Raw genomic sequence first — 23,646 nt, forward strand, 5'->3', positions numbered from 1 at the left:
CTCAACCCTGGTCCTCGGTGTCGCCCTTGTCGAAGCCGGCCACGAGCTCGGCGAGCGACGACAGCTGCGCGGTGATCGCAGCCCGTCGCTTCGTCACCCGGTCCAGCTCGGCCCGGGTCGCGGCGAGCTGGCGCTGGGCCTCGGCCTCGCCGCTGGCCGTGATGGCCTCGGCCTGCGTGCGCGCGGACGCGACGATCTGCTCCGCCTCGCGCCGCGCCCGGCTCAGCAGGGCCTCGGACTCGGACTGCGCGGCCGCGCGGTTCTCGGCTGCCTGCCGGGACGCCTCCGCCGCCCGCTGCTCCGCAGCGGCGGCGCGCTCCTCGGCCTCCTCGACGAGCCGGCGCGTCTCGGCGACGGCGGTGTTGTGGTGGTCGGTCGCCTCGCGGGCGAGCCGCTCCTTCTCCACCGCGAGCATGCGGCGAGCCTCCTGGACCTCCCGGTCGGCGGCGGCGCGGGCCTGCTCGACCTCGCGCTGCACGGCGGCACGCTGCTCACCGGCCTCCTGCTGCGCGGCGAGCCGGAGCTGGTCGGCCTCGCGCTTCGCGCTGGCGAGCTCGTCGGCGGCCGTGCTGCGCGCCAGCGCGAGCTCCTGCTCGGCGTCGGCGAGCAGGCGGGTGCGGTTCTCCTCGAGCTCCCGCAGCTGGACGGCGCGCATGTCCTCCGCCTCACGGGCTGCCTCGGCGCGGATCGCCTTGGCGTCGCGCGTGGCCTGGTCGAGGATCTCGGCCGCGTCCCGCTCGGCCACGCCGCGGATCTCCTCGGCCTCCTCCTCGGCCAGCCGCAGCATCGCGCTCGCCCGGCCCCCCAGCCCGGCGTACGACGGGTTGTCCGTCTCGGCGAGCTCGGCCTTGGCGGCCTTCAGCGCGGCCTCGAGCTCGATCACCCGCTGCTCCGACTCGGTCAGGCTCGCCCCCAGTGCGGCCTTCTCGCTCGCCAGCTGCCGGATCTGCGCGTCCACCGCCGCCTGGTCGTAGCCGCCGCGCCGGACCACCGGCAGTGCGGCTGTCGACCCCCCGGGCGCGGGCGCGGGCGTGCGCGGAGGCGCAGGCCGCGGGCTCGCTGGGGGAGCGGAGGTCGTGCTGGTGGGCGTGGTCACGGGCATCACCTGGGTCGTCTCGTTGTCGGTGTGGGGGGTCTTCGCGGCGGGCTCGGGCGGGGCAGCGCCGGGCTCGTTGTCGAAGATGGACAGACCTTGGTCGCTCATGCTGGGGAAGCTCCCTTGCGGTCGAGGTGAACGAGGTCCGGTCCATGATCGCTGATCACCCGGGGAATCCCCACCCCCGACCCACGGAAATGGGCGAGCATTGCGTGTCGTCCGGCTCAGCGCGCAGCCTGGACGAACGGGGGAGCGGTGTCGGGCAGCCCGAGCGCGACCTCCAGGTCGGCGTGGAGCGCGCGCGGCCCGGAGTACCGGCGCGCGGGGTCCTTGCTCAGTGCGAGGCGGAGGACGCGGTTGGTGGCGAGCGTCAACGGCTCGCGCCCCGGCAGTTGGGGGACCGGCTCCCGCTGGTGTGCCTCCCGGACTGCCTCGAGCGTCGGACCGGTGAACGGTGCCCCACCGGTCGCGGCCGTCCAGAGCAGGCAGCCGAGCGCGTAGACGTCGGCCGTGGGCGTCGGGGTCGGGAGCGGCTCGGGCGGCGCGAAGGCAGGGTCGGGGCCGAACGCGCGGGTGGGGGGCGCGAGCAAGGCAGGCGGCGAGGAGCCCTCCGGCCGGATGAGTACGGCGCCCGGACGGATCTCGCCGTGCGCGCCGCCCGCCGGCGGGTGGTCGGCCAGGGCGAGAGCGATCGCGTCGACCGCCTCGACCGCCTTGCGGAGCCGGAGCGGGCCCGTCGCGCGCAGCTGCTGGCCGAGGTCGGTGCCGGTCGGCAGAGCGACGGGAGGCCCGGGCGGCGGTGGTGGTGGGGGAGGCAGGGGCGCCGCCAGCGCTGCGCCGCCGGTGGCCAGAGCCGGCTCCTCTCGGAAGCCGTAGCGCTCCCACCAGCGCCGGAGCGGGCCCGGAGCCCACCAGTTCAGGCGACCGAGGAGCGCCATCGTGGCCGGCACCATCAGGGCACGGACGATCGTCGCGTCGACGATCAGGGCCACGACCATCCCGACGCCGAGCATCTTCATCAGCACGATCTCGCCGGTCGCGAACGCGCCGATGACGACGCCGAGCAGCAGGGCGGCGGACGTGATGATCCGGCCCGTGGACTGGACGCCGCTCGCGACCGAGAGCTCGTGGTCGCCGGTGGCGTCCCACCTCTCCCGCACCCGGGAGAGCAGGAAGACCTCGTAGTCCATCGACAGCCCGAAGAGGATCGCCAGCATCAGGATCGGGTTCGTGGCCTCGAGGAAGCCGGGCGACTCGAAGCCGAGCAGGCCGGAGAGGTGGCCGTCGTTGAAGATCCAGGTGACGACGCCGAACGACGCCGTGATCGAGAAGGCGTTCATGACGACCGCCTTGATCGGCAGCACCAGCGACCCGAACGCGATGAACAGCAGCACCAGCATCACGGCCAGGACGATCCCGCCCATGAGCGGGAGGTGACCGTGGACGGAGTCGATCAGGTCGACCGTGTCGGCGGTGATCCCGCCGACGAGCGCCGACCCGGTCTCCGGCTCGATCTCCCGCAGGTCGGCGACGATCTCCTGGGACGGCTCCGACTGGCTGCCGCCCTCCCATGCGACCCGGACGAGCGCGGCGTCGCCGTCCTGGGCCAGGACCGTGACCTGGTCGACCCCGTCGACGCCCTCCGCCTCGGTCACGTACGACGCGACCGCGCCCGCGTCGACGTCCTGCAGGACCGCTGTGGCGAGCGAGGTCTCCGGGCCGAACGCGAGCAGCTCGTCCGCCGCGATCCTCGACGGGGCGTCCTCGGGAAGGATCCGGTGGTCGATGCCGCCCCATCGGGCGCCGAGGAACGGCGAGGCGATGGCCAGCAGGATCACCGCGGTCACGGCCAGCACCGCGACCGGGTGGCGCATGACGGCGCGGGCGAGGGTGGCCCAGCGGCCGTCGTCGCCGGCCGGCTCCGGCATGTCCCACGACCGCCGCCAGGGCAGCCGGCCGGAGTCGATCCGCCGGCCGAGCAGGACCAGGATCGCCGGGAGCACGGTGATCGCGGCCAGCATCGCGATGAGGACGGCCGCGATGCCGCCGTACCCCATGCTCCGGAGGAAGACCTGCGGGTAGACCAGGAGGCTCGACATCGAGGCGGCGACCACCAGCCCCGAGAACATGACGGTGCGTCCCGCCGTGGCCAGCGTCCGGGCGACGGCGGTGCGCGAGGACGCGGGATCGTCCGGTGGCAGCAGCGCGAGCTCCTCGCGGAACCGGCTCACGATGAACAGCGAGTAGTCGACCGCGAGGCCGATGCCCAGCAGCGAGATGACGTTGATCGAGAACATCGACACGTCGGTGACCAGCGTGAGCAGCCGCATCACCGCGATCGAGGTGAGGAGCGAGACGACGCCGAGCAGCGCCGGCATCGCCGACGCGGTCAGGCTGCCGAAGATGAGCAGCGCCAGCAGCACGACCAGCGGCAGCGAGAGCAGCTCGGCCTGCTTGAGGTCCTCCTCGGTGATGACGTTGACGTCGGCGTGCGCGGGGTAGAGCCCGGCGAGGTCGGTGTCCAGGCCGTCCGCGTGGAGCAGCGGCTCGATCTCGTCGTAGCTGATCAGCTGCTCGTTGAGCGTGTCGCCGGCGAGCGAGATGTGCACCTGCGCCGCGTGGCCGTCCGGGGTGGTGAGGCCCGCTTCCGGCGGGACCGAGTAGTAGGGGACGGTCCGCACGACCTCGGGTACGGCGAGGTCGGCGACCACCGCCTCGACTGCGGCCTGGAACTCGGGCTGGTCGGCGGTGAGCTCCTCGCTGGAGTAGATCGCGACGACGTCGACCTCGTGGTTGCCGAAGATCTCGCGCTCGGCCGTGAGCGCGCGGTAGCCCTCCGCGTCCGGGTCCTCGAACCCGCCCCGGCCGAGGGAGTCGAACACCCCGGCGCCGTAGACCGCCGCGACCGCGACGATCACCGCGGCGGCAGCCAGGACCAGCCGGGCGCGGCGCCCGACCACCTCCGCCCAGCGGTCGATCACCACCGCAATCTAATGCGCAAGAGCCCGCTGCGCGTCCGCCATTGGGCGGAATGCGCAGCGGGCTCTGCTACGAGCTCAGCGGGTGCTCAGACGCCGCGGAACAGGTTGATCTTGTCGATGTGCTGCTCGCGGAGCTCGTTGTCGAGCACGCCGAGGCCCTCCTCGGGGGAGAGGCACAGGACGCCGACCTTGCCCTGGTGGAGGTTGTGGTGGACGTCGAGGGCGGCCTGGCCGGTGTCCTCGAGACGGTAGGTGCGCGAGAGGGTGGGGTGGATCTTGCCCTGGGCGATGAGGCGGTTGGCCTCCCAGGACTCGCGGTAGTTGGCGAAGTGGCTGGAGATGATCCGCTTGAGGTTCATCCACAGGTAGCGGTTGTCGTACTCGTGCATGTAGCCCGAGGTGGACGCGCAGGTGGTGATGGTGCCGCCCTTGCGGGTCACGAACACGCTCGCGCCGAAGGTCTCGCGGCCGGGGTGCTCGAAGACGATGTCGATGTCCTCGCCGCCGGTCAGCTCACGGATGGCCTTGCCGAGGCGCAGCCACTCCTTGGGGTTCTGCTGGGTTCCGTCCTCGTTCCAGAACTTGAAGTCCATCTCGGAGCGGTTGATCACCTTGTCGGCGCCCATGTTGCGCACGATCTGGGCCTTCTCCTCGTTCGAGACCACGCAGATCGGGTTGGCGCCGCCGTTGAGGGCGTACTGGGTGGCGAAGCCGCCGAGGCCGCCGGAGGCGCCCCAGATCAGGACGTTGTCGCCCTGCTTCATGTTGCCACCGTTGGCGGAGACCAGCTGGCGGTAGGCCGTGCAGTTGACCAGGCCGGGGGAGGCGGCCTCCTCCCAGGTGAGGTGCTCGGGCTTGGGCATCAGCTGGTTGGCCTTGACCATCGCGACGTCGGCGAGGCCGCCGAAGTTGGTCTCGAAACCCCAGATCCGCTGCGAGGGGTCCATCATCGCGTCGTTGTGGCCATCGGGCGCCTCGAGCTCCACCGAGAGGCAGTGCGCGACGACGCGGTCGCCGGGCTTCCACTTGTTGACGCCGGGGCCGGTCTTGAGGACGACGCCGGAGAGGTCGGAGCCGACGATGTGGTACGGCAGGTCGTGACGCTTGGCGAGATCGGACTCGCGGCCGTAGCGCTCGAGGAACCCGAAGGTGGAGACCGGCTCGAAGATGGAGGTCCACACGGTGTTGTAGTTGATCGCCGACGCCATCACGGCGACGAACGCCTCACCCGGGCCGAGCTCGGGCAGCGGCACCTCGTCGACGTGCAGCGACTTGCGCGGGTCCTTCTCCTTGGCGGGCATGCCCTCGAACATGTCGACCTCGTCCTTGTGGACGGTGACGGCCCGGTAGGAGTCGGGCAGTTCGAGGTTGGCGAAGTCCTCCGCGGAGGTGCTGCCGGACTCGGCGGCGAGGATGGCGTCGAGGATGTGCTGCACGGTCGTTGTCTCCCTAGTTCCTGGTCGGGCTGGCAATCGAAGTCTGGGCACGGCCGCCGTGAAGATTACCCATGGGTAACCGTCGAGTGGGTGGTTCGTGACGGGCGTCTCACCGACGCACGGTGCGACGACCCGGCACCGTCGTGGGCTCAGCGATGCACTCGATGGGTCACGATATTCCCGTGACGTTGCACCCGGGTCGCCCGTCCACGGACATCAACGCCGACGTGGGGGAGTCGTTCGGCCGCTGGCGGCTGGGTGACGACGAGGCGATGCTCGGGATCGTCACCAGCGCGAACGTCGCCTGCGGGTTCCACGCGGGAGACCCGCTGACCCTGCGTCGTACCTGCATGGCGGCGGTGGAGCGCGGGGTCGCCATCGGCGCCCAGGTGGGCTACCGCGACCTCGCCGGCTTCGGGCGGAGGTTCGTCGACGTGGCGGCTCCGGACCTGACCGCCGACGTCCTCTACCAGCTCGGCGCGCTCGACGGGATCGCCCGCGCGGCTGGCGGCCGGGTCGCCTACCTGAAGCCCCACGGCGCGCTCTACAACGCGATCGTCACCCACGAGGAGCAGGCGCGGGCGATGGTCGAGGCGGTCCTCGCGTTCAACCGGGGGTACGACGCCGCGCTGCCCGTCCTCGGCCTGCCCGGCTCGGCATTCCTGGCGGTCGCCGAGGCGGCCGGGCTCACGGCGGTGCGGGAGGCGTTCGCGGACCGCGCCTACCGCGGGGACGGGACGCTCGTCCCTCGGAGCGAGCCGGGCGCGGTGCTCACCGACCCCGCCGCTGCCGCCGACCAGGCGCTGCGCCTGGTGCAGGCCGGCGGCGTCGACTCCGTCTGCGTCCACGGCGACTCCCCGGACGCCGTCGCCCTGGCGACCGCCGTTCGCACGCGGCTCACCGACGCCGGGTTCGGGCTCGGGGCCTTCACATGACCCCCGCCTGCCTCCCGTACGGCGACCGAGCCCTCCTCCTCGCGGTCCCCGACACCGCTGCCGTCGTCCGGCTCCTCGACGCCCTCCGCGCCGACCCCGCGTTGGCCGACCTGGTCGAGGACCTCGTGCCCGGCGCCCGCACGGTGCTGGTCCAGGCCCGCCCCGGGGTGACCCTCGGCGTGCTCCGGGAACGCCTCGCACCTGACGAGATCGGCGTCGGCGAGGCGGAGCCGGGCCGCGAGCGTCAGGTGCCTGGCGAGGAGATCACGGTCCCCGTCACCTACGACGGGCCCGACCTGGCGGAGGTCGCCCGACTGACCGGGCTCACCGAGGACGAGGTGGTCAGCGCCCACACCGGCAGGCCGTGGCGGGTCGCGTTCGGCGGGTTCGCGCCGGGGTTCGCCTACCTCGTCGGCGGCGACCCACGGCTGCACGTGCCGCGACGGGAGACGCCGCGCACGCGGGTGCCGGCCGGGTCGGTCGGGCTGGCCGGCGAGTTCAGCGGTGTCTACCCCCGGGAGTCGCCGGGCGGCTGGCAGCTGATCGGACGCACCGACCTGCCGATGTGGGACCTCGACCGCGACCCGCCTGCGCTCCTCGCGGCCGGTGCATCCGTCCGATTCGCCGTAGCATGAGCGTCCGCCCCAGGCTCCGCGTGCACCGCACGGGCGGGCCGTGCCTCGTGCAGGACGCCGGCCGTCCGGGGCTGGCGGCGATCGGGGTCGGCCGCTCGGGTGCGGCCGACCGGGCGTCGTACGCGCTGGCGAACCGGCTGGTCGGCAACGCACCCGGGGCCGCCGCGCTCGAGGTGACGCTGGGTGGCCTCGTGGTCGAGGCGGTGGAAGCGACGGTCTGGGTGGCGGTGACCGGTGCGCCGGTGCCCCTCACGGTCGACGGACGCGACGAGCCGACCGGCGCGGTGCTCGCCCTGCGCCCTGGGCGCCGGCTCGCGACCGGCCTGCCGGCGACTGGGCTCCGCTCCTACGTCGCCGTCCGCGGCGGGTTCGGCGTCCCCGCGGTCCTCGGCTCACGCGCGCGGGACACGATGGCGGGGATCGGCCCGGCGCTGGTCGCCGCCGGTGACCTGCTGCCCGTCGGTGACGAGATCGCTGACGACATCAGGGTCGACGCCGTCCCGGCGCAGCAGTACGACGACCGCCCCGTCCTCCGCGTGGTCCGCGGGCCCCGCGACGACTGGGCGCGCGACCTCGGCGTCCTGGTCGGCTCGACCTGGACGGTCGCCCCGGACTCCGACCGGGTCGGCGTGCGGCTGGCCGGCGCCCGGATCGACCTGGTCGACCCTGACCGGCAGCTCCCCAGCGAGGGTGCGCTCCGCGGCGCGATCCAGGTCCCGCCCGGCGGCGAGCCGGTCGTGTTCGGGCCCGACCACCCGGTCACCGGCGGCTACCCGGTGGTGGCGGTCGTCGTCGACGAGGACACGGACCGGCTCGCCCAGCTGCGGCCGGGGGAGCAGGTCCGGTTCGCGTTCGCTCAGTGAGCCTCGGCGGGCTCCACCAGCTCGACGAGCACGCCGCCGGCGTCCTTGGGGTGGATGAAGTTCACCCGGCTGTTCGAGGTGCCGCGCTTCGGCTCGTCGTACAGCAGGCGCAGCCCGCGCTCGCGGAGCGTCGCGGACACGGCGTCGATGTCGGCCACCCGGTAGGCGAGCTGCTGGAGGCCGGGGCCGTTGCGGTCAAGGAACTTGCCGATCGTGGACTCGGGAGAGAGCGGGGCGAGCAGCTGGATCATGGAGTCGGTCTCGCCGACGCGGACCATCGCCTCACGGACGCCCTGCTCCTCGTTCGTCTCCTCGTGTGCCACCGTCATGCCGTAGGTCTCGGTGTAGAACGCGATCGCCTCGTCCAGGTCGGGCACGGCGATGCCCACGTGGTCGATGGCGGTGAAGAGGTGCTGGAGGTCGCTCAGGCTCATGCGCTCATTGTGCCGATGGAGGGCTGTGACGAGCGACTCACCCCGCGCCGACTGAGACCCCTCGCCGGGTCTCGGGGGCCGCGAGTACAGTCACGAAGGTTCACCCGTTTGACTTCACGGAGGAAGAATGTCCGACAACCCCAGCGTCATCGTCGCCGGCGCCCGCACCCCCATCGGCCGTCTCAGCGGCGGTCTCAAGAGCCTCTCCGCCGCGGACCTCGGTGGCGTCGCCATCAAGGGCGCGCTGGAGAAGTCGGGCGTGAGCCCGGACCAGGTCGACTACGTGATCATGGGCCAGGTCATCCAGGCCGGCGCGGGCCAGAACCCCGCCCGCATGGCGGCCCACAAGGGCGGCATCCCGATGAGCGTCCCCTCGATCACCATCAACAAGGTCTGCCTCTCGGGTCTCAACTCGATCGCGGTGGCGGACCAGCTGATCCGCGCGGGCGAGGTCGACGTCGTGGTCGCGGGCGGCATGGAGTCGATGACCAACGCCCCCCACTTCCTGCCGAAGTCCCGTGAGGGCATCAAGTTCGGCGACGTGAGCCTGGTCGACTCGATGGCCTACGACGCCCTGTTCGACCAGTTCACCCAGCAGGCCATGGGCCTCCTCACCGAGGAGTGCAACGTCGCCGCGCAGAACCTCACCCGCGACGAGCAGGACGAGTTCGCGGCCCAGTCGCACCAGAAGGCCGCCGTGGCGTGGAAGAACGGCGTCTTCGACGAGGAGGTCGTTCCCGTCGAGATCCCGCAGCGCAAGGGCGACCCGGTCGTGGTCCGGGAGGACGAGGGCGTGCGGGGCGACACCACCGCCGAGTCCCTCGGCAAGCTGCGCCCGGCGTTCTCCAAGGAGGGCACCATCACCGCCGGCTCCTCCTCCCAGATCTCCGACGGCGCCTGCGCCGTTGTCGTCATGAGCAAGGCCAAGGCCGAGGAGCTCGGTCTCGAGTGGCTCTGTGAGATCGGCGCGCACGGCCAGGTCGCCGGCCCCGACTCGACGCTCCAGCTCCAGCCGGCCGCCGCCACGGCGAAGGCCTGCGAGAAGGAGGGCATCTCCCCGACGGACCTCGACCTGGTCGAGTTCAACGAGGCGTTCGCCGCGGTCGGCATCTCCTCGGCCCGTGAGCTGGGCATCGACAACTCCCTCGTCAACGTCAACGGCGGTGCGATCGCGCTCGGCCACCCGGTCGGCATGTCCGGCGCGCGGGTCGTCCTGCACCTCGCGCTCGAGCTCAAGCGGCGGGGCGGCGGCACCGGCGCGGCCGCGCTGTGTGGCGGCGGCGGCCAGGGCGATGCCCTGATCGTGCGTGTCCCGAAGAACTGAGGCACCTGACGAGCTGGTCGCCCGGGCCCGCGAAGGCGAGGCCCGGGCGATCGGTCGTCTGATCTCCCAGGTGGAGGACGGCTCACCGGTCCTCCGCGAGGTGATGGCCGCCCTGACGCCGTACGCCGGGAGAGCGCACATCGTCGGCCTGACCGGCTCGCCGGGCGTCGGGAAGTCCACCTCGACCAGCGCTCTCGTCGCCGAGCTGCGTCGGCGCGACCTGCGGGTCGGGGTGCTCGCCGTCGACCCGTCCTCGCCGTTCTCCGGAGGCGCCCTCCTCGGCGACCGGATCCGGATGTCCGAGCACGCGACCGACCCCGGCGTGTTCATCCGCTCGATGGCGGCGCGCGGCCACCTCGGCGGGGTCTCGCGGGCGACGCCGCAGGCCCTGCGCGTCCTCGACGCGGCCGGCTGCGACGTGGTCCTCGTCGAGACCGTCGGAGTCGGCCAGAGCGAGGTCGAGATCGCCCGCCTCGCCGACACCACCGTCGTGCTGCTCGCCCCCGGCATGGGCGACGGCATCCAGGCGTTCAAGGCCGGGATCCTCGAGATCGGCGACGTCTTCGCGATCAACAAGGCCGACCGCGACGGCGCCGACCAGGTGCGCCGCGACCTGCGGTCCATGATCTCGCTCGCCGACCGTCCCGAGGGCGCGTGGCGGCCACCGGTGATCAAGACCGTCGCGACCGAGGGGCAGGGGGCGGCCGACCTCGTCGACGCGGTCGACCAGCACCGGGCGTGGGCGGAGGAGAGCGGCGAGCTCGACCGCCGCCGGGTCCGGCGTGCGCGCGACGAGATCGAGGCGATCGCCCTCACCGCCCTGCGCGAGCGGTGGGGAGCGGTCGACGAGGGCAACCGGCTCGACGGGCTGGCGACCGCCGTCGTCTCCGGCGAGTCCGACCCCTACTCCGCCGCCGACGCGCTCCTCCGCGACTAGGTGTACCCGGCCATGAGGTTGGTAACAACTAGGCCCGCCGGGGCTCACGGCAGGGGCGCGGTGATCGTCACCGTCCCTACCCGGCCGACCCGGGCGTTGGCCGCCCGCACCACCTCGACCCGGAACGCCTCGTCCGGCTCCTCGACCGTGTCGGCCCGCACCGTCACCAGCAGCTCGGCGGTCGTCTCACCCGGCGCCAGGACGAACGCCTCGCGGGTGACGACGAAGTCGGTCCCGTCCGCGGTCCCCGCGAAGGTGCGCAGCACGATCCGGACCTCCTTGCCGCTCGGGCGCGCCAAGGTGAACGTCACCGGCACGACGGTGTCCGCTGCCGGCTCCGGTGCGGTCACGTCGGAGCCACGGATCAGGGGAGCGCGGTCGCGGTCGCGGATCCGGGCCATCGCGACGTCGTGCCCCAGCGTGAGACCACGGGGCCGACTGATCCGGACCGCGAACTCCTCGAGGGGCTCGTCGGTGCCGTCGCGCCGGACGTCGATCGGCATCCGGACCGAGAGCCGGCCCGCGGGGATCCGGACCCGCCGGGCGATCCGTACGACGTCGCTGCCGACCCGGGCTGACCGCGACACCGTGCGCACCCGCACCGACGTGGTGCGGCCGGGCGGCCTGGAGAGCGTGATGGTGGCGATGGCGCGGCCACCCTCGGCGGCGTCGGTCGCCGACACCGACACCCGCGGCGTCGGGAAGCCGGGCCGGCCGCTCTCGTCGAGTGCCGTGAAGCAGTAGCCGCGCCGCCGGGCACCTCGTACGACCGCAGGCACGGCGTCGACCGAGATCGGCGACCGGGTGACGCCGTCGTGCTGGAGCACGATGTTGTCACCGGGCCGTAGCCGGTCGAGGATCCGGGCCGCGATCTGGGCGGAGGTCCCGCCGGCCCAGTCCTGCGAGTCGACGTTCCACAGCACCGGGACCATCCCCGCGTCGCGGATCCCTGCCCGCGCGTCAGCGTCGAGCGCGCCGTACGGCGGACGCATCAGGCGGGTCGGGTGCGTGCCCACCCGGCGCAGGGCGCGGTCGGTGGCCCGCAGCGTCTCGGCCACCTGCGCCCGGGTCTGGGTCGTCATCCGCACGTGGGCGTAGGAGTGGTTGGCGATCAGGAACCCCTTGCGCTCCACCGCCCGCGCCAGCCGCGGCGCCGCCGCCACCCGCTGCCCGACCATGAAGAACGTCGCCGGGACCCGCCGCTCCCGGAGGATGTGCAGCAGGTCGTCGGTCGGACCCGCCGCAGGGCCGTCGTCGAAGGTGAGCGCGATCCGGCCGGTGCATCCGCCGCCGGCCCGGGCAGCCGCCGCCACCGACTCCATCCGGGGCGCTTCGAGGAGTGCGAGGAGCAGGGCGATCGCACCTAGGAGAGCGAGGGCGCGGGCGGCGCGGGGCACGGGTCGAGGGTCCCACGTCGGCGGCTGGAAGGATGGGGAACGTGAGAGACGTCGTCATCCTCGGCTCGACCGGGTCGATCGGCACCCAGGCGCTCGACATCGTGCGCGCCAACCAGGACCGGTTCCGGGTCGTGGGGCTGACCGCCGGCGGCAGCAACCCCGAGCTGTTCGAGCGGCAGGTGGCCGAGCTCACCACCCGGTTCCCCGGGCTCTACTCCGGGCTGGGCGAGGAGGCGTCGGTCGAGGCGGCCGAGCTGCCGTGCGACGTCGTGCTCAACGGGATCACGGGGGCCGTCGGGCTCCGGCCGACGCTCGCGGCCCTCGACGCGGGGCGCACGCTCGCGCTGGCCAACAAGGAGTCCCTCATCATCGGCGGGCCGCTCGTGAAGGAGCGGGCGCGGCCGGGCCAGATCGTCCCGGTCGACAGCGAGCACAGCGCGATCGCCCAGAGCCTGCGCGGCGGCCGCGCCGAGGAGGTACGACGCCTGGTGCTCACCGCGAGCGGCGGCCCGTTCCGCGGACGCACCCGGGCCGACCTCGCCGCCGTCACGCCGGAGCAGGCGCTCGCCCACCCCAACTTCGCGATGGGCCGGGTGATCACCACCAACTCCGCCACGCTCGTCAACAAGGGCCTCGAGGTGATCGAGGCGCACCTGCTCTTCGACGTCCCCTTCGACCGGATCGACGTGGTCGTCCACCCCCAGCAGCTGGTCCACTCGATGGTCGAGTTCACCGACGGCGCGGTCGTCGCGCAGATCGGGCTCCCGACGATGCTGGTCCCGATCGCGCTCGGCATGGCCTGGCCGGACCGCGTGGCCGACGCCGAGACCCCGGTCGACTGGACCAAAGCCGCGGACTGGCGGTTCGAGCCGCTGGACGACGTCGCCTTCCCGGCGGTCGTCCTCGCCCGTGAGGCAGGTGTTCGAGGCAGCACCGCGCCGGCGGTCTACAACGCCGCCAACGAGGTGTGCGTCGACGCGTTCCACGACGGCCGGCTGCCGTTCACCGGCATCGTCGACGTCATCGCCAGCGTGCTTGCCGCCCACGACGTACCCTCGGGGGAGAGGCTCACGCTCGAGGACGTCCTCGCGGCTGACGCCTGGGCACGCGAGACCGCCGCTGCCACCATCGACGCCCACTGATCAGAGGACCCGACCACCAGCATGGACGCGTTGCAGTACGCCATCGGCTTCCTGATCTTCTTCCTGCTCATCCTGGTGTCGATCGGGCTCCACGAGTTCGGCCACCTGATCCCGGCGAAGAGGTTCGGCGGGAAGGTGACGCAGTACTTCATCGGCTTCGGGCCCACGGTGTGGAGCAAGCAGATCGGCGAGACCGAGTACGGCCTCAAGGCGATCCCGCTCGGCGGCTACGTCAAGATCGTCGGGATGCTGCCGCCCGAGGCTACGGTGCTCGCCGACGAGATCACCTACGACGCCGAGGGCCGCCAGGTCACCCGGGTGCGCAAGTCCAACACCGGGATGTTCACGCAGCTGATCTCAGACGCGCGCGCCGCGGAGTGGGAGCTGGTCAAGCCCGAGGACACCGACCGGCTCTTCTACAAGATGTCGTGGTGGAAGAAGGTCGTCGTGATGGCCGGCGGCCCGTCGGTCAACATCCTCATCGCGTTCTTCCTGTTCAGCGCCGTCTTCGCCACCTACGGCAACGGCCAGGACCAGCAGACGACGACGACGATCGCCGAGGTCCAGGGATGCATCGTCCCGGCCGAGGAGTCCGGCCGGGTCTGCACCGAGGAGGAGATCCTCGAGCAGCCGACGCCCGCCTACCAGGCAGGCCTGGAGGCCGGCGACCGGATCGTGTCGTTCAACGGCGTCGAGGCCGAGAGCTGGGAGCAGGTCCAGCAGCTGATCCGCGACAACGGCGACGGCCGTGCCGCGATCGTCGTCGAGCGTGACGACAGGCTGTTGACGATCGAGACCAAGACGACGGTGACGCCCCGGATCATCGACGAGGACGCGGACCCCGAGCCGGTCGGCTTCCTCGGCGTCGCGCCGAGGACCTACGCGCCGACCGGCGGCCCGCTCTACACGCTCGAGCAGATGGGCGGGATGACCGTCGACGTCGTCAAGGCGCTGGCGACCCTCCCGGTGAAGGTCTTCGACGTCGCGCAGGCCGTCGTCGGCCTGGAGGAGCGCGACCCGGAGGGGCCGATCAGCATCGTCGGCGGCGGCCGGCTCGCGGGCGAGGTCGCTGCGCACGACGAGTCGACCGTCACCGACAAGGTGGTCTTCTTCACCGGCATGCTGGCGGGCTTCAACTTCTTCATCGGCATGTTCAACTTCCTGCCGCTGCTGCCGCTCGACGGCGGCCACATCGCCAGCGCGCTGTGGGAGGCCCTGCGCCGCGGGCTCGCGCGGCTCCGCGGTCGGCCCGATCCCGGCTACGTCGACGCCGCCAAGCTGCTCCCGGTGGCCTACGTCGTCGCCTCGGCGATGCTGGTCATGGGGGTCGTGCTGATCGTCGGCGACCTCGTGGTGCCGGTGCACCTCGAATCCTGATCCCAGCCGCTCCGGAAGTACCCTGGTCCCATGACCGCTATCGGCCTCGGCATGCCCACTGCACCCCCTCCGGTGCTGGCTCCTCGGCGCAAGACGCGCCAGATCCAGGTCGGCAAGGTCGGGGTCGGCAGCGACCATCCGATCTCGGTCCAGTCGATGACCACCACCCTGACCTCCGACGTCAACAGCACCCTGCAGCAGATCGCCGAGCTCACCGCCGCGGGCTGCGACATCGTGCGGGTCGCGTGCCCGTCGGCCGACGACGCCGAGGCGCTCCCCGAGATCGCCCGGCACAGCCAGATCCCGGTCATCGCCGACATCCACTTCCAGCCGAAGTACGTCTTCGCCGCCATCGACGCAGGCTGCGCCGCCGTACGCGTGAACCCCGGCAACATCAAGAGGTTCGACGACCAGGTCAAGGAGATCGCCCGGGCCGCCAAGGACCGCGGCACCAGCATCCGGATCGGCGTCAACGCGGGCTCGCTCGACAAGCGGCTGCTCGAGAAGTACGGCAAGGCGACCCCCGAGGCGCTCGTCGAGTCAGCGGTCTGGGAGGCCGGCCTCTTCGAGGAGCACGACTTCCACGACTTCAAGATCTCGGTCAAGCACAACGACCCGGTCGTCATGGTCCGGGCCTACGAGCTGCTGGCCGAGCAGGGCGACTGGCCGCTGCACCTCGGCGTCACCGAGGCCGGTCCGGCCTTCCAGGGCACGATCAAGTCGGCGACCGCGTTCGGCGCGCTGCTGTCCCGCGGCATCGGCGACACCATCCGGGTCTCGCTGTCGGCGCCGCCGGTCGAGGAGGTCAAGGTCGGCCTGCAGATCCTGCAGTCGCTGAACCTCCGCGAGCGCAAGCTCGAGATCGTGTCCTGCCCGAGCTGCGGCCGCGCGCAGGTCGACGTCTACACGCTGGCGGAGCAGGTGACCGCGGGCCTCGACGGGCTCGAGGTCCCGCTCCGGGTCGCCGTGATGGGCTGCGTCGTCAACGGTCCGGGGGAGGCCCGCGAGGCCGACCTCGGCGTCGCGTCCGGCAACGGGAAGGGCCAGATCTTCGTCAAGGGCGAGGTGATCAAGACCGTGCCCGAGTCCAAGATCGTGGAGACCCTCATCGAGGAGGCGATGCGGATCGCCGAGTCGATGGAGCCCGCCGACGGTGCCACGCCGTCGGTCACCGTCTCCTGACGGACCGCCCCCTGACGGTCAGCGCCAAGCCTTGGCGTAGTCGACCACCAATGCCGACGGGAACTCCGTCCGGTTGGTGATCCTGGTCTCCCGGTAGTACTGGGTCACTCCCATGTGCAGGATCATGCTGAACGGGTGGTCGAACGGCTGCGGCCGCTCCTGCGGGGGATTCGGCGTCCAGCTCCGCGCGAAGCACTGGCGCCCGTCGATGTAGAAGCGCATGATGTCGGGTCGCCACAGCACCCGGTAGGTGTGGAACCGGGCGACGTCACGGACCTTGCACTGCCGTCCGGAGTCGAACTTCTTGACACGGCCGTCGTAGTGCAGTGAGGGCATGACCAGGTGGGGGTAGCGCGACCACCACTCGGCGACATCGATCTCACCGGACTCCGGCCACTGGCCGTACTTCTTCTCGACCGGGTACATCCAGAACGCAGCCTGGAGGCCGGACTCCTTCGAGGCCGGGAACTTCGCGCGGACCTCGAACCGGCCGTAGGTCTGGGAGAAGTGGCCCTTGGTGCCGATCATGCCGCCGGTGAAGCGGGTGACGAGCGCCTTGTAGGCGCCGCAGACCTTCGTCGGGCCCTTCCGCGTGATCAGTCGGAGCTTCCCGCGGCGGACCTTGATGTTTCTCGTCGAGTCCATGTAGCACGTCAGCCCCGTGTTGAACCGGGACTTCGTGGACTCCTGGACGATCCACTTGTCCCTGTTGAGCTTGCGCCCCTTGAAGTTCTCGACGAAGGAGCACCTCCACCGGTTGCCGTTGGACTTCCTGAGGATCGGCCCGCACCGGTCCCGCGCCACGGCGGTGGCGGCCACCGTCGCCGTGTCGTGCGACGGCGCGGCCGCGGGCATGGGCACGAGGCCCGCCAGGCTGATCATGACGACGACCACCACGAGCCGCCGCACGTTGACGACGAGAGATGCCGGCACGGATCCAACCCCCATGAGCTGTGCGACCGACGTGTTGTCCGACCGCGGTGATCTCGGACGCGTCGTGGACCGAGAGAGTTCACGCTCTGTGAAGAGTAGCCGCTGTGGTGACCGTCGTCACCGCCATGCCTTGACGTGGTCGACCGTGTACGTCGCCGGCAGCTGGGTCGACGACGTGATGGCGTTGGACCCGGTCGGCGTGCCCACGCCCATGTTCAGGATCATGCTGAAGGGGTGGTCGAAGGGCTGCGGCGCGACCAGCGGGCTGTTGGGCACCCAGGACCGCGCGAAGCACAGCTGGCCGTCGATGAAGAATCGCATCTCCGTGGGCAGCCACTCGACGGCGTAGGTGTGGTAGCTGCTGACGTCGGCCACCCGGCAGCTCCAGCCGGAATCGTACCGACCGTCGCGACCGCTGTAGTGGAGGGAAGGGAGCACCAGGGACGGGTCGCTGGACCACCACTCGGCGACGTCGATCTCGCCCGAGGCGGGCCAGGCTCCGTAGGTCTGGCTGAGGGGGTTCATCCAGAACCCGCCGTGCACTCCCGAGGTCCGGGCGGTGGGGTACTTGGCGCGCACCTCGAACCGGCCGTAGGTCTGCGAGAACTTGCCGCGGGTGCCGATCATGCCGCCGGTGTACTTCGTGGTGAAGTCCCCTGAGGGACTGGCGCACACGAAGTTGCCGGGCATCACGCGAGCAGTCAGCTCCAGCACCCCGCGCCGGACCTTGATGCTCTTGTCGGACGCCGTGTAGCAGGTCGACCCGGTCCGGAAGCCGGTCTTCGCGGTCTCCTGGGTGATCCACTTGGTGGTGTTGAGCGACGTCCCGTCGAAGTTGTCGACGAACGAGCAGGTCCAGCTAGAGCCGTCGGACTTGGGCAGCAGCGCGCCGCAGGCGTCGGACGTGGCGGTGGCCGCAGCGGCACCTCCGGCCGGGACGACCGCCTGGAGCGGGACGAGGCCCGCGACCGCGGCGAGCGCGGCGCCCGCGGCGAGACGGCGCAGGGTTCGGACATGACGCAGCACGGTGTTCTCCCCATAGAAGCCCCGCTGTCTGCCGGGCGCACGGACAACGCTAACGAGGCCGGGCCGCGTCGTGACCGGGTGAGCGGTCAAGGGTCGCTTGGCCCTTTCGCACCACCTGGGCCGTCGGTCGGCTATCGCCAGGCCTTGGCGTACTGGACGACGTACCTGCCGGGGAACTGGGTCCGTGAGGTCACCTTGTTCGTGCCGGTGCTGGTGCCGACGCCCATGTTGAGGATCATGCTGAACGGGTGGTCGAACGGCTGCGGGGCAACCAGCGGGCTGTCCGGCGTCCAGGACCGCGAGAAGCACCGCTGGTCGTCGATGAGGAAGCGCATCGTCGTGCGCAGCCACTCGACCGCGTACGTGTGGTAGTTGCTCACGTCGGGGACCCGGCAGCCCCATCCGGAGTCGTGGTTGTGGTCGCGGCCGGTGTAGTGGAGGGACGGGAGGACCAGGGTCGGGTCGGAGGACCACCACTCGGCGACGTCGATCTCCCCCGAGGCGGGCCACGCTCCGTACTTGTGGCTGAGGGGGTACATCCAGAACCCGCCGTGCAGCCCCGAGGTCCGCGCGCCGGGGTATCTGGCGCGGACCTCGAACCGGCCGAACGTCTGCGAGAAGTGGCCGCGAGTGCCGACCATGCCGCCGGTGTAGCGGGTGGCGAAGTTGCGGAGCGGGTTCCTGCAGGTGAACCAGCGTCCCTCGTCGGCGACGAGGTGCAGCTCGCCGTCCCGGACCGAGACGTTCCGCGACGAGGCGGTGTAACAGGTCCGACCCGTCCGGAACCCGGTCCGCGCCGTCTCCTGGACGACCCACCTGTCCGGGTTGAGCGCGTTCCCGCCGAAGTTGTCGACGAACGTGCACGACCATCGGCTGCCGTCGGGCTTCGTCAGCGCGGGACCGCAGGCGTCGGACAGCGCGGTCGCACTGGTCGCCGCTGCGCCCTCGGTGGCCACCGTCTCGAACGGGGCCAGGCCGGCCGCCGCGACGAGCGCGAAACCGGCGAGCAGACGGCGGACATCTCGGTCTCGGAGCAGCATGGGTGATCTCCCGGGGCGAGCGGGCCCGGTCAGGGTGTGACGTCGCCACGTCTGCACGCGGCCAGGCCCGAGTGGCCGCGAGTGGGACAGACCGTACCGGTCAAGCGTCCTGATGCAGCGGGTGCTCAGCAGGTGAGCAACCACGTCTCCGGGTCAGCGCCAGGCCTTCGCGTAGTCGACGGTCAAGGTCGACGGCAGCGCGGTCGCCGCGGTCACGGCGTTGATCCCGCGCGCCGTACCCACGCCGAGGTTGAGGATCATGCTGAAGGGGTGGTCGAACGGCTGGGGCGCCACCAGCGGCGGGGCAGGGGTCCAGGACCGGACGAAGCACGTCTCACCGTCGATGAGGAAGCGCATCTCGGTGGGCAGCCACTCGACCGCGTAGACGTGGAAGGTGCTCACGTCCGCCACCCGGCAGTCCCAGCCGGTGTCGGTGCGCGGGTTGCGACCGTGGAAGTGCAGCGACGGCAGGACCAGGGAGGGCTGGTTGGACCACCACTCGGCGATGTCGATCTCGCCCGAGGCCGGCCATCGTCCGTAGGTCGGGCTGAGCGGGAACATCCAGAACGCCCCGTGCAGGCCGGGCGCCCGGCTGCTCGGCCACTTGGCCCGCACCTCGAACCGGCCGTAGGCCTGGGAGAAGTGGCCGCGGGTGCCCACCAGTCCGCCGGTGTACGGCGTGCGGAACACGCCGTACGGGTTGTCGCAGTTGAGCATCGCGCCCTCGTGGCGCGCCTCGAGCAACAGCGTTCCCGACCGGACCTCGACGTTGCTGGCGCCGCGGTAGCAGGTCAGGCCTGTCCGGAACCCCGTCCGGGCGGTGTCCTGGGTGATCCACTTGTCGGGGTCCAGCCGCGCCTCGTCGAACTCGTCGACGAACGAGCACGCCCAGGTGCCGCCGCCGGGCTTCTCCAGGAGCGGGCCGCAGTCGTCGCTCGGCACGTCCGGGGAGGCAGGGGACAGCGCCAGGGCCGGGAGGACGAGTGCCGCCGCAAGGAGGCGCCGGCCGCGCGGGGGGATCCTGATCATCGCAACGTCCATCCTCGCCGAACCTCGGCCGCGGGCGGACGGAGTCCGCCGAAGAGGGCTCGTACGTCGTAGGCTCGGGCCGTGCTGACGACCCGCCCCGGCGTGCGCGTCCTCGCGGCGGCCGACATGGAGGAGTTCCTGGCGCTTGCCAACCAGGACCCGGTCGTCAACGTGTTCGCCATCCACCGGGCCCGGACCACCAGCCTCGAGCCGCGGTGGCTGGGCGGCGAGATGTGGGGCCGGTTCGACGGTGGCCGGCTCGTCGCCGCGTGCCACGTCGCCGCAAACCTGGTGCCGGTCCAGGCGAGCCGGGAGGACGCGGTCGTCTTCGCGGAGCGTGCGCTCGCCCGGCGTCGTACGGCGTCGACGATCGTCGGCCCCCAGGACGCCGTCGTCCCGTTCTGGAACGCCGTCGCCGACACGTGGGGTAGCCCCCGCGACGCACGGTGGGACCAGCGGCACCTCGTCATCGACACCGACCCCGCGGTGGAGCCGGACCCCGCGGTGCGGCTCACCGCCCGCACCGACCTCGACGCGCTCTACCCGGCCTGCGTCGCGATGTACACCGAGGAGGTCGGGGTCTCGCCCGAGATCGGCGGCGGGTCCGACCTCTACCGGACCCGGGTGGTCCAGCTGATCAGCCGGGGCTGGTCCTTCGCGCGGTTCGACCGGGGCGAGCTCGTCTTCAAGGCGGAGGTCGCGTGCGCGACCCCGGACGCCGCGCAGATCCAGGGCGTCTGGGTGCCGCCGCACCGCCGTGGCGAGGGGCTGGCCATCGGCGGCATGGCCGCAGTCGTCGCCCTCGTGCGGAGCCGGGTCGCGCCCACCGTGTCGCTGTACGTCAACGAGTGGAACGCGCCGGCCCGCCGGGCCTACGAGCGCGTCGGCTTCCGGGAGACCGCCCGGTTCGCCACCGTCATGTTCTAGCCCGGAAGGCATCCCTGTGACCGCAAAGCTCCGACCTGACGCAAAGATCGTCGTCGGCGCGTTCCTCGCCTCGGGCACCGTGCACCTCGTGAAGCCCGACGTGTTCGCCCCGCTGATGCCCTCGTGGGTGCCCGCCCACCGCGAGGTCATCGTCGCCTCCGGGGTCGCCGAGCTCCTGTGCGCGGTGGGCCTGCTCGTTCCCGGCACCCGTCGGGCCGCGGGCGTCGCGAGTGCGGGGCTGCTGCTCGGAGTCTTCCCGGGCAACGTGAAGATGGCGGTCGACGCGCTCCACGGATCCAACCGGACGCTGCAGGCGGTGGCGCTCGCCCGCCTGCCGCTCCAGCTGCCGCTCATCCGCGGCGCCTGGCGCGCCGGCCGCGGCTGAGCGACGCCGTCGGCCGGGCGGGAACTGGTTTCCGGCGCGCGGTGGGCCCCGCCTACCCTGTGCGCATGATCTCCCGGATGTCGACCCTGTTCGTCCGCACCCTGCGCGAGGATCCCGCGGACGCCGAGGTCCCGAGCCACCGGCTGCTGGTCCGCGCCGGCTACATCCGACGCACGGCCCCCGGCATGTACACCTGGCTCCCGCTCGGGCTGCGCGTGCTGCGGAGGATCGAGACGATCATCCGTGAGGAGATGGACGCGATCGGAGCCCAGGAGGTCTCGTTCCCCGCGCTGCTGCCGCGCGAGCCCTACGAGGCGACCAACCGCTGGACGGAGTACGGCCCCAACATCTTCCGGCTCAAAGACCGCAAGGACGCCGACTACCTGCTCGGGCCCACTCACGAGGAGATGTTCACGCTCCTCGTGAAGGACCTGTACTCGTCGTACAAGGACCTGCCGCTCTCGATCTACCAGATCCAGACGAAGTACCGCGACGAGGCACGCCCCCGCGCCGGGCTGCTGCGCGGCCGCGAGTTCACGATGAAGGACTCCTACTCCTTCGACGTCGACGACGCCGGCCTCGACGCCAGCTACCAGGCGCACCGCGAGGCCTACATCCGGATCTTCGACCGGCTCGGGTTCGAGTACGTCATCGTCAAGGCGACCTCCGGCGCCATGGGCGGCTCGAGGTCCGAGGAGTTTCTCGCCAAGGCCGAGGTCGGCGAGGACACCTACGTCCGCTGCACCAACTGCGACTACGCCGCCAACGTCGAGGCCGTCGAAGTGCGCGCTCCCGAGGCCCTGCCGTACGACGATGCGCCTGCCGCACACGCGGAGCCGACCCCGGACACGCCCACCATCGCGACGCTGGTCGACCACCTCAACGAGGCGTACCCGCGATCGGACCGCCCCTGGGAGGCCGGCGACACCCTCAAGAACGTGCTGGTCGTGCTCCTCCACCCCGACGGCACCAAGGAGCCGCTCGCGATCGGCCTGCCCGGCGACCGGGAGGTCGACCTCAAGCGGCTCGGCGGCCAGCTCGAGCCGCTCGAGGTCGAGCCGATGGACGACGACGAGCTCCGGAAGCACCCCGACCTCGTCAAGGGCTACATCGGCCCCGAGGTGCTCGGCACCGAGGGCAAGAGCGGCATCCGCTTCCTCGTCGACCCGCGGGTCGTGACCGGCACCCGCTGGGTCACCGGTGCCAACGTCGACGGCAGCCACGTCATCGACCTGGTCGCCGGCCGGGACTTCACGCCCGACGGAACCATCGAGGCCGCGGACGTCCGCGACGGCGACCCCTGTCCGCGGTGCGAGGACGGCACGCTCGAGTCGGCGCGCGGCATCGAGATGGGCCACATCTTCCAGCTCGGCCGCAAGTACGCCGAGGCGCTCGACCTCAAGGTCCTCGACGAGAACGGCAAGCTGGTCACGGTCACGATGGGCTCCTACGGCATCGGCCCGTCCCGCGGCGTCGCCGCGATCGCGGAGAACACCCTGGACGAGATCGGGCTGTGCTGGCCGCGCAACGTGGCGCCGTACGACGTGCACGTGCTCGCCACTGGCAAGGACGACGCGATCTACGATGCCGCCGAGCGCCTCGCCGCCGACCTGGACCGGCAGGGCGTCGCGGTGCTCTACGACGACCGGCCCAAGGTGAGCCCCGGCGTGAAGTTCAAGGACGCCGAGCTGATCGGCGTGCCGACGATCGTCACCGTCGGTCGCGGACTCGCCGACGGGCTGGTGGAGGTCAAGGACCGCCGCTCCGGAGAGCGCACCGAGGTCGCGGTCGCGGACGCGGCCGCGCACCTGATCGGGGTCGTGCGAGGGTGATCGACGCCGTCATCTTCGACTGGGGCGGCACGCTCACCCGCTGGCACGACGTCGACTTCCATGCCGAATCGCTCGCGCTGGCGGCGGCCGTGGTCGCCACTCCAAACCCGGACGACGACCGCCACCTCCACGCCAAGCGGCTGCACGAGGCCGGCAACACGATCTGGGGGAGGAGCCGCGACCATCAGCAGAGCGCCACCATCGCCGACCTGTTCACGGTGGCTGGCCTCGAGCACGACCCCGACCTGCTGACTGCCTACTACGAGTTCTGGGTGCCGCACACCGAGACCGACCCCGAGGTCCGGCCGCTGTGGGAGTGGCTGCGTGCCGAGGGCATCAAGGTCGGCGTGCTCTCCAACACGGTCTGGCCGCGCGAGTGGCACGTCGGCTTCTTCGAGCGCGACGGCGTCGCCCACCTGATCGACGGCGACGTCTACACCAGCGAGATCCCGTGGACGAAGCCGTCCCCGCGCGCGTTCGCCGCGGCGATGGACGCGGTCGGCGCCCCCGACCCGGCTCGCTGCGTGTACGTCGGCGACCGCCTCTACGACGACGTCTGGGGCGCTCGGAACGCCGGGATGCGGGCGATCCACATCCCGCACTCGGCGATCCCCGCCGACCAGGTCGGGCACACCGAGGGCGAGCCGGACGCCGTCGCCGTACGCCTCTCCGATATCCCGGGCCTCATCGACGACTGGCGCTGACCGAACTCTTTGCCCCGAACTTCTTGCGCAA

The 23,646-nt window shown here is 71.7% G+C and carries 21 protein-coding genes; 12 read left to right on the plus strand and 9 right to left on the minus strand.

Annotated elements, in window-relative coordinates:
- Nucleotide 1 precedes the first annotated feature (1 nt).
- The 3 genes from F0U47_RS01290 to ccrA form a co-directional block, all read right to left on the minus strand.
- Nucleotides 2-1,204, minus strand: a complete 1,203-nt coding sequence (locus F0U47_RS01290) for a coiled-coil domain-containing protein (protein ID WP_149748502.1) — start codon at nt 1,202-1,204, stop codon at nt 2-4.
- Between the two features lie 116 nt (nt 1,205-1,320).
- Entirely contained in the window at nt 1,321-4,077 is a 2,757-nt protein-coding gene (locus F0U47_RS01295) for an efflux RND transporter permease subunit (RefSeq protein ID WP_149748503.1), read from the minus strand.
- Between the two features lie 86 nt (nt 4,078-4,163).
- Entirely contained in the window at nt 4,164-5,513 is a 1,350-nt protein-coding gene (gene ccrA, locus F0U47_RS01300; RefSeq protein WP_149748504.1) for a crotonyl-CoA carboxylase/reductase, read from the minus strand.
- Nucleotides 5,514-5,701: 188 nt separating this feature from the next.
- Between ccrA and F0U47_RS01305 the strand changes: the two genes are divergently transcribed.
- From F0U47_RS01305 to F0U47_RS01315, 3 genes are read left to right on the plus strand one after another with little or no spacing between them, the layout of a single operon-like run.
- Nucleotides 5,702-6,448: a LamB/YcsF family protein gene (locus tag F0U47_RS01305; protein WP_246159427.1), complete on the plus strand. Its 747-nt coding sequence runs from the start codon at nt 5,702-5,704 to the stop codon at nt 6,446-6,448.
- Nucleotides 6,445-7,083 (plus strand): 5-oxoprolinase subunit B family protein, encoded by a 639-nt coding sequence (locus tag F0U47_RS01310; protein WP_149748506.1) that lies wholly within the window; start codon nt 6,445-6,447, stop codon nt 7,081-7,083. Before F0U47_RS01305 ends, F0U47_RS01310 begins: the two co-directional genes overlap by 4 nt.
- Nucleotides 7,080-7,946 (plus strand): 5-oxoprolinase subunit C family protein, encoded by an 867-nt coding sequence (locus F0U47_RS01315; RefSeq protein WP_149748507.1) that lies wholly within the window; start codon nt 7,080-7,082, stop codon nt 7,944-7,946. Before F0U47_RS01310 ends, F0U47_RS01315 begins: the two co-directional genes overlap by 4 nt.
- Here F0U47_RS01315 and mce read toward each other — a convergent pair.
- Nucleotides 7,940-8,380, minus strand: a complete 441-nt coding sequence (mce, locus tag F0U47_RS01320; protein ID WP_149748508.1) for a methylmalonyl-CoA epimerase — start codon at nt 8,378-8,380, stop codon at nt 7,940-7,942. The genes F0U47_RS01315 and mce overlap by 7 nt on opposite strands.
- 127 nt (nt 8,381-8,507) lie before the next feature.
- Here mce and F0U47_RS01325 point away from each other — a divergent pair, with 127 nt between their 5' ends.
- Together F0U47_RS01325 and meaB are read left to right on the plus strand one after the other, a co-directional pair.
- Nucleotides 8,508-9,704: an acetyl-CoA C-acetyltransferase gene (locus F0U47_RS01325; protein WP_149748509.1), complete on the plus strand. Its 1,197-nt coding sequence runs from the start codon at nt 8,508-8,510 to the stop codon at nt 9,702-9,704.
- Nucleotides 9,688-10,641, plus strand: a complete 954-nt coding sequence (gene meaB, locus F0U47_RS01330) for a methylmalonyl Co-A mutase-associated GTPase MeaB (protein WP_149748510.1) — start codon at nt 9,688-9,690, stop codon at nt 10,639-10,641. Before F0U47_RS01325 ends, meaB begins: the two co-directional genes overlap by 17 nt.
- A gap of 44 nt (nt 10,642-10,685) precedes the next feature.
- On the opposite strand, the gene F0U47_RS01335 is transcribed toward meaB, so the two are convergent.
- Nucleotides 10,686-12,038, minus strand: coding sequence for a polysaccharide deacetylase family protein (locus F0U47_RS01335; protein ID WP_149748511.1), 1,353 nt, complete (start codon nt 12,036-12,038; stop codon nt 10,686-10,688).
- Between the two features lie 32 nt (nt 12,039-12,070).
- Between F0U47_RS01335 and dxr the strand changes: the two genes are divergently transcribed.
- Genes dxr through ispG form a run of 3 tightly spaced genes read left to right on the plus strand, consistent with a single transcriptional unit; the run spans nt 12,071 to nt 15,739 of the window.
- Complete coding sequence (gene dxr / locus F0U47_RS01340; RefSeq protein WP_149748512.1) at nt 12,071-13,180, plus strand: 1-deoxy-D-xylulose-5-phosphate reductoisomerase; 1,110 nt, start codon at nt 12,071-12,073, stop codon at nt 13,178-13,180.
- A gap of 21 nt (nt 13,181-13,201) precedes the next feature.
- Nucleotides 13,202-14,557, plus strand: coding sequence for a M50 family metallopeptidase (locus F0U47_RS01345; RefSeq protein ID WP_149748513.1), 1,356 nt, complete (start codon nt 13,202-13,204; stop codon nt 14,555-14,557).
- Nucleotides 14,558-14,587: 30 nt separating this feature from the next.
- Entirely contained in the window at nt 14,588-15,739 is a 1,152-nt protein-coding gene (ispG, locus tag F0U47_RS01350) for a flavodoxin-dependent (E)-4-hydroxy-3-methylbut-2-enyl-diphosphate synthase (RefSeq protein WP_149748514.1), read from the plus strand.
- An 18-nt stretch (nt 15,740-15,757) separates the two neighbouring features.
- Here ispG and F0U47_RS01355 read toward each other — a convergent pair whose 3' ends face one another.
- From F0U47_RS01355 to F0U47_RS01370, 4 genes are all read right to left on the minus strand, one after another.
- Entirely contained in the window at nt 15,758-16,672 is a 915-nt protein-coding gene (locus tag F0U47_RS01355; RefSeq protein WP_188111120.1) for a glycoside hydrolase family 16 protein, read from the minus strand.
- A gap of 117 nt (nt 16,673-16,789) precedes the next feature.
- Nucleotides 16,790-17,698, minus strand: a complete 909-nt coding sequence (locus tag F0U47_RS01360; protein ID WP_149748516.1) for a glycoside hydrolase family 16 protein — start codon at nt 17,696-17,698, stop codon at nt 16,790-16,792.
- 131 nt (nt 17,699-17,829) lie between these two features.
- Nucleotides 17,830-18,738, minus strand: coding sequence for a glycoside hydrolase family 16 protein (locus F0U47_RS01365; protein ID WP_149748517.1), 909 nt, complete (start codon nt 18,736-18,738; stop codon nt 17,830-17,832).
- 153 nt (nt 18,739-18,891) lie between these two features.
- Nucleotides 18,892-19,767 (minus strand): glycoside hydrolase family 16 protein, encoded by an 876-nt coding sequence (locus tag F0U47_RS01370; protein WP_188111121.1) that lies wholly within the window; start codon nt 19,765-19,767, stop codon nt 18,892-18,894.
- An 81-nt stretch (nt 19,768-19,848) separates the two neighbouring features.
- Here F0U47_RS01370 and F0U47_RS01375 point away from each other — a divergent pair, with 81 nt between their 5' ends.
- The 4 genes from F0U47_RS01375 to F0U47_RS01390 all read left to right on the plus strand — a co-directional run bounded on the left by F0U47_RS01375 (nt 19,849) and on the right by F0U47_RS01390 (nt 23,615).
- Nucleotides 19,849-20,694, plus strand: a complete 846-nt coding sequence (locus F0U47_RS01375; protein ID WP_149748519.1) for a GNAT family N-acetyltransferase — start codon at nt 19,849-19,851, stop codon at nt 20,692-20,694.
- Nucleotides 20,695-20,710: 16 nt separating this feature from the next.
- Entirely contained in the window at nt 20,711-21,079 is a 369-nt protein-coding gene (locus F0U47_RS01380; protein WP_149748520.1) for a DoxX family protein, read from the plus strand.
- Between the two features lie 65 nt (nt 21,080-21,144).
- Nucleotides 21,145-22,911 (plus strand): proline--tRNA ligase, encoded by a 1,767-nt coding sequence (locus tag F0U47_RS01385; protein ID WP_149748521.1) that lies wholly within the window; start codon nt 21,145-21,147, stop codon nt 22,909-22,911.
- Complete coding sequence (locus F0U47_RS01390) at nt 22,908-23,615, plus strand: HAD family hydrolase (RefSeq protein ID WP_149748522.1); 708 nt, start codon at nt 22,908-22,910, stop codon at nt 23,613-23,615. The genes F0U47_RS01385 and F0U47_RS01390 overlap by 4 nt, the downstream gene beginning before the upstream one ends.
- The last annotated feature ends 31 nt before the right edge of the window (nt 23,616-23,646 follow it).

Origin of the sequence: Nocardioides antri (genome assembly GCF_008373765.1) — a bacterium.
GTDB lineage: Bacteria > Actinomycetota > Actinomycetes > Propionibacteriales > Nocardioidaceae > Nocardioides > Nocardioides antri.

What these genes read in the sequence shown, in the direction of transcription:
- F0U47_RS01325 (WP_149748509.1), top strand. Translation starts at nt 8,508, where the DNA reads ATGTCCGACAACCCCAGCGTCATCGTCGCCGGCGCCCGCACCCCCATC.
- F0U47_RS01365 (WP_149748517.1), bottom strand. Translation starts at nt 18,738, where the DNA reads ATGCTGCTCCGAGACCGAGATGTCCGCCGTCTGCTCGCCGGTTTCGCG.
- F0U47_RS01370 (WP_188111121.1), bottom strand. Translation starts at nt 19,767, where the DNA reads ATGATCAGGATCCCCCCGCGCGGCCGGCGCCTCCTTGCGGCGGCACTC.
- F0U47_RS01315 (WP_149748507.1), top strand. Translation starts at nt 7,080, where the DNA reads ATGAGCGTCCGCCCCAGGCTCCGCGTGCACCGCACGGGCGGGCCGTGC.
- F0U47_RS01385 (WP_149748521.1), top strand. Translation starts at nt 21,145, where the DNA reads ATGATCTCCCGGATGTCGACCCTGTTCGTCCGCACCCTGCGCGAGGAT.
- dxr (WP_149748512.1), top strand. Translation starts at nt 12,071, where the DNA reads ATGGGGAACGTGAGAGACGTCGTCATCCTCGGCTCGACCGGGTCGATC.
- F0U47_RS01345 (WP_149748513.1), top strand. Translation starts at nt 13,202, where the DNA reads ATGGACGCGTTGCAGTACGCCATCGGCTTCCTGATCTTCTTCCTGCTC.
- mce (WP_149748508.1), bottom strand. Translation starts at nt 8,380, where the DNA reads ATGAGCCTGAGCGACCTCCAGCACCTCTTCACCGCCATCGACCACGTG.
- F0U47_RS01310 (WP_149748506.1), top strand. Translation starts at nt 6,445, where the DNA reads ATGACCCCCGCCTGCCTCCCGTACGGCGACCGAGCCCTCCTCCTCGCG.
- ispG (WP_149748514.1), top strand. Translation starts at nt 14,588, where the DNA reads ATGACCGCTATCGGCCTCGGCATGCCCACTGCACCCCCTCCGGTGCTG.
- F0U47_RS01290 (WP_149748502.1), bottom strand. Translation starts at nt 1,204, where the DNA reads ATGAGCGACCAAGGTCTGTCCATCTTCGACAACGAGCCCGGCGCTGCC.